We start from the raw sequence: 4867 nt of genomic DNA on the forward strand, positions 1-4867 counted from the left end.
GGCCAGGGCGCGGCGGCGCCGTGCGTGCCCCGCGCCCCGGCCCGTTCCCTGCCGTGCCGACGCCGCAGGACCGGTCACCGCCTCACGCCCTCCCTTCCCCCGGGCCACCCCGCCCCGGCCGCCCTCACCGATCCGCGCCCGCCGCGCGTCCGCGTCCTCCCACCGCGTCCACCTCCCACGTCACCGGCGCACCGGCAGCCCCTCCTCCGTGCGCTCTCGCCTGACGTCGTAGCGTCGGTGAGGACGGTGTTCAGCCGTCGCCACGTCAGCAGCCCCGGCGCGGGAACAACCCGCGACGGGAGGAGGAGTGCGCATGTCCGCGCCCGAACCGTCCCCGTCCCTCTCCGGCACCCCGGCCCCGCGCGCGACCGGTGAGCCGCAGCAGAACGTCAGCTTCCCGAGCGCGGGCGGCACCGCCCACGGCTACCTCGCTCTCCCGCCCACCGGGCGCGGCCCCGGGGTGCTCGTGATCCAGGAGTGGTGGGGACTCACCGAGCACATCGCCGATGTGACCCGCCGCCTCGCCGCGGCGGGCTTCGTCGCTCTCGCCCCCGACCTGTACGGCGGTGCCGTCGCCCACGACGCCGCCGAAGCCGGCCGGATAATGGGCGCCCTGCCCGTGGACCGCGGCGTGGAACTGCTCTCCGGCGCGGTGGACTACCTCCTCGGTCTTCCCGAAGTCACCTCCTCCTCCGTGGGCGCGGTCGGTTTCTGCATGGGCGGCGGCTTCGTCCTGCAACTCGCCGCGACCGACCCCCGGGTCAGCGCCGCCGTCCCGTTCTACGGCGTGATCCAGGGCGAACTCCCGGACTTCTCCGGGATGCGCGCCGAGGTTCTCGGGCAGTACGGGGAAGAGGACCAGTCCGTGCCGCCCGTCTCGCTGGACGCGCTGCGCGCCGCGCTGGAGAAGCAGGCGGGGATCACCCCCGATCTCCGCCTCTACCCGGCGGGCCACGCCTTCTTCAACGACCGCAGGGAGACGTACCACCCCGAGGCCGCCGCCCAGGCGTGGGAATCCACCCTCGGGTTCCTGCACGACCGCCTGGAGGAGACCCCCGGAAAGTGACCCACCGGCGGCCGCCGCCCCGCCGGCCGCCGTCCGCCCCGTGATGCGTCGTCCTCGACCGACACGTCGCGATCGGCACGCCGCGATCGGCACGCCGCGACCGGCACGCCGCGACCGGCACGCCGCGACCGGCACGCCGCGACCGGCACGCCGCGACCGGCACGTCGCGACCGGCACGTCGCGACCGGTCCGGCTCGACCAGCCCGCCCCTGCAGAACCGCCGCCACAGACCCGCCCCGACCGGCCGCCCAGACCGACCGGCCACCCCCGGCCGAACGGCTCCAGCCGACCCGTCGGTCGGTCTCGGCCGGACGCGGCTCAGCGCGCCCGCTGCCCCCGGCGACCCGCCCCCTCAAGAGCCCCCCCGAGAGACCCGCCTCAATGGTTCGTCTCAATAAGCCCGCCTCGTCGCGTTGGCGAGGGCCTGGGGGCTGTAGCCGGCGAACAGTTCCGTCTCTGCCTCCCGTACCTTCGTGATCGCTTCGAAGAGCGGGTCGCCGAGGGCCGCGCGCAGCGCCTCCGACTGCCGGAACCGGGCCACCGCTTCCGGCAGTGAGGCGGGCAGCCGTTCCGGTCGTTCAGTCTCCGGCAGTTCGGCGGGGTCGCCCGTGACGGGCGCCGGGAGGCGCTCGCCGCGCTCCAGGCCGCCGAGACCCGCGGCGAGCACCGCGCCCGCGACGAGGTACGGGCTCGCCGCCGCGTCGAGGCACTTGACCTCGGCGTTCGCCGTCTCCGCCCGCCCCGGCGCCCCGGGGATCAGACGCAGCGCCGCCTCTCTGTTCTCCGGCCCCCAGCACTGGAAGGCGCCCGTCCAGCGCGAGGGAGCCAGGCGCAGGTAGCTCGCCGGGCTGGGGGCTCCGATGGCGAGGAGGGCGGGCAGTTCCCCGAGGACACCGGCGAGGAAGGACTCGGCCTCCGGGCGCAACCCGGCCGGGCCCTCACCGCCGCCGCACAGGTTGACCCCGTCACGCCACAGGCTCAGGTGCAGGTGCCTGCCGTTGCCCACCTGCCCGGCGAGCACGCTGGGCCCGAAGTTCGTCTCCCAGCCGTAGCGGACCGTGACGGCGCGAATGGTCTCCTGGACGAGGACCACGAGGTCGGCCGCGCGGACCGGGGCGGCCGGGGCGACGGACAGCTCGAACTGCCCCGGTGAGTACTCCGGGTGGATCTGGAGCACCTCGACGCCCTGGCGCTCCAGCGCGACGAGGATGTCCCGCAGGTAGTCGCCGTGCGGAGCGAGGCGCGTCATGCCGTAGGCGCCGCCCGCCGCCGGTGGGCACGGCTCCGCCTCGGCGTCGGCCGTACCCCCGTGACCGCCGCCGTCGGCGGGGACGGTGACGATCCACTCGGTCTCGAAGCCCATGAGCGGGGAGAGCCCGGCGGCCTCCGCGCGGGTGGTGACGCGGCGCAGGAAGGCGCGGTGGCAGGCCGCCGCCGGGGAGCCGGACTGCTCGTACCTGTCGCCCGGCGCCCACGCCCAGCCCGGCTGTCCCGCGAGGACCGTGAGGGCGCTCAGGTCGGGGACGATGCGGAGGTCGCCCTCCGGGCCGCCGATGTGCGGGCTGTTCGTGAAGGAGTCGTCGACGAGGGCCACGTCGAAGACCGGGGAGAGACCGACCCCGTCCTGCCCCGCGCGGATCAGGCGCGCCGCCGGGACCGCCTTGACCCGGGTGATCCCCGCCGTGTCCACCGTCGTGATCGCCACCCCGGCCACCTCCGGTGGCAGCGTCGGCGCCTGCCCGGTCCCCTGGGCGCCGGGGAGGGCATGGGTGGGGGCGCTCGGTACGGGCGGGGTAGCGGGCGCGAGCCGGGGGTGCGGGGACTGGGTGTGCATGGCGAGGCTTCTCCTCCTGTCACGGAGCGGTGCCGTCGTACCGGGACCACCGCCGTGACAGGAAGGTACCCCTCAACTACTCTGTGTAAAAACTTTTCAGGGAAAGTGTGACCATCCCACTGTGTAAATCCGATGATCGGATCGCCCGGCGGGAGGGGAGGGGAGACCCGGGGAGGGGCGGGGACCGGCGGACGCCACCCCCACCGGCCCCCACTACCCCACCCCTCACCGAACCTTCCGCTACCCCGCCCCGCCGAACACCGCGCCGCCCCACAGCTCACGACTCCGCAGCGGAGGCAGCCGCAGCCGCAGAGGCACGCGCGGCCGCGCTGACGCCATCCCCGGTATCCGCGTTCAGCTCGCTCAGCGTCGCCGCGTCGAAGCCGAACAGATACGTGGCGGCGAAGCCCACCCCGTACCCGGCCAGCAGGCCCAGGCCGTAGACTGCGGCCGTCGCGCCCAGGCCGCGGTTCCCCGCGAGCAGCGGGAAGAGCGCCCACCCGGAAGGCCCGATGGCGGTCGCCCCCACCTTCGTACCGAGCATGGAGAAGAGCCCCACGAGCCCGCCGCCCGCGGCGCCCCCCACGCACGCCGTGACGAACGGGCGGCCCAGGGGCAGCGAGACCCCGTAGATGAGCGGTTCGCCGACCCCCAGCACCCCGGCGGGCAGCGCCGACCTGACGGTCTTGCGGAGGGACGTGTTCCGTTTCAGTCGCAGGGCGACCGCGAGGGCGCAGCCGACCTGCCCCGCCCCGGCCATCGCCAGCACCGGCAGGAGCACGGTGTAGCCCTGGGACTCGATGAGCGTGGTGTGGATCGGGATGAGCGCCTGGTGCAGGCCGAGCATCACGAGCGGCAGGAACAGGCCGCCGAGGACGAAGCCCGCGAACGCGCCGGTGTGGGTGAGGAGCCAGTCGGCGGCCGTACCGATCCCCGCGGAGATTTCCCCCGCCACGTACATCAGGCCGTACAGCGTCACGAGGCCCGGGACGAGCACCGTCAGGGTGGGTGTGACGAGCACATCAACGGCCTCCGGCACCCGGCGCCGGCACCAGCGTTCCACGTACGCGGCGAGCGCGGCGGCCCCGAGCGCGCCCAGCACCCCGCCCTGGCCGGGTACGAGTGCCGTGCCGAAGACCTCCACCTTGGCCACGCCGGGGAAGACGATGATCGCCGCGACGGCGCCGCCGAGCACCGGCGTCCCGCCGAACTCCTTGGCCGTGTTGTAGCCGACGAAGACCGCGATGAGCGCCATGAAACCGGAGGAGACCGCGGTCAGCGCCGCCGTGAGACCGCCTGCCCAGCCGAGGTTGACGAGCAGTCCGCCCAGGCCCGCGATGATCCCGCAGCCGATCAGGGCGGGAATGAGCGGTACGAAGATGTCCGCGATACGGCGCAGGAAGAGCTTGAGGGGCGTGCGGTTGCGTGAACGGCGCGCGGCACGCATCTCCGCGCCCCGCGAGGCGAGGGCGTCGGCGCTGGAGGGAGGAGTGCCGGGCGGAGCGGCGGCCCCCGCGGCGGCTACGGCGCCCGCCTCGGCGCGCGTGTCCGCGCCCTCGTCCGCGCTTTCGTCCACCAGGGCCGCGAACTCGGGCGTCACACGGGCGACCTTCCCCGGTCCCAGCACGATCTGGTAGGAGTCGCCGTCCTCGACCACGCCCAGCACCGCGGGCAGTGCGCGCAACGCGGCGTCGTCCACGCGGGAACGGTCCGCGAGTCCGAGCCGCAGCCGCGTCATGCAGTGGGTGACCGCGGTGACGTTGGCGGCGCCACCCACCAGTGGCAGGATCGCCGCCGCCGTCGCACGGTGCTCGTTCCCGGCCATCGCCCAGCCGCCTTCCGCCGCCGCCACCGGCACCCCCGGTACGGGGCGCCGACACCCCGCGCGGGGCGCGCCGGGCCGTGGTCCGAGCGTGCGGGAGCGGGTGGGGGAGGGGACGGAGGCTCGCGGGCGCGGGGGAGTGAAA

The 4867-nt window shown here is 75.0% G+C and carries 3 protein-coding genes; 1 reads left to right on the plus strand and 2 read right to left on the minus strand.

Features of this window, described 5'->3' with window-relative positions:
* Window positions 1-313: 313 nt before the first annotated feature.
* Window positions 314-1066, plus strand: coding sequence for a dienelactone hydrolase family protein (locus SSBG_RS16365; RefSeq protein ID WP_008747207.1), 753 nt, complete (start codon window positions 314-316; stop codon window positions 1064-1066).
* A gap of 391 nt (window positions 1067-1457) precedes the next feature.
* Here SSBG_RS16365 and SSBG_RS16370 read toward each other — a convergent pair whose 3' ends face one another.
* Together SSBG_RS16370 and SSBG_RS16375 are read right to left on the minus strand one after the other, a co-directional pair.
* Window positions 1458-2900 carry a glutamine synthetase family protein gene (locus SSBG_RS16370; RefSeq protein WP_008747208.1) on the minus strand — a complete coding sequence of 481 codons (1443 nt, stop codon included), beginning with the start codon at window positions 2898-2900 and terminating at the stop codon, window positions 1458-1460.
* A 277-nt stretch (window positions 2901-3177) separates the two neighbouring features.
* Window positions 3178-4725, minus strand: a complete 1548-nt coding sequence (locus tag SSBG_RS16375; protein WP_037869930.1) for a PTS transporter subunit EIIC — start codon at window positions 4723-4725, stop codon at window positions 3178-3180.
* Between the last annotated feature and the right edge of the window lie 142 nt (window positions 4726-4867).

It is taken from the genome of Streptomyces sp. SPB074, assembly GCF_000154905.1.
GTDB lineage: Bacteria > Actinomycetota > Actinomycetes > Streptomycetales > Streptomycetaceae > Streptomyces.

Coding starts and splice junctions, on each gene's coding strand:
- SSBG_RS16375 (WP_037869930.1), bottom strand. CDS start 4,725: ATGGCCGGGAACGAGCACCGTGCGACGGCGGCGGCGATCCTGCCACTG.
- SSBG_RS16370 (WP_008747208.1), bottom strand. CDS start 2,900: ATGCACACCCAGTCCCCGCACCCCCGGCTCGCGCCCGCTACCCCGCCC.
- SSBG_RS16365 (WP_008747207.1), top strand. CDS start 314: ATGTCCGCGCCCGAACCGTCCCCGTCCCTCTCCGGCACCCCGGCCCCG.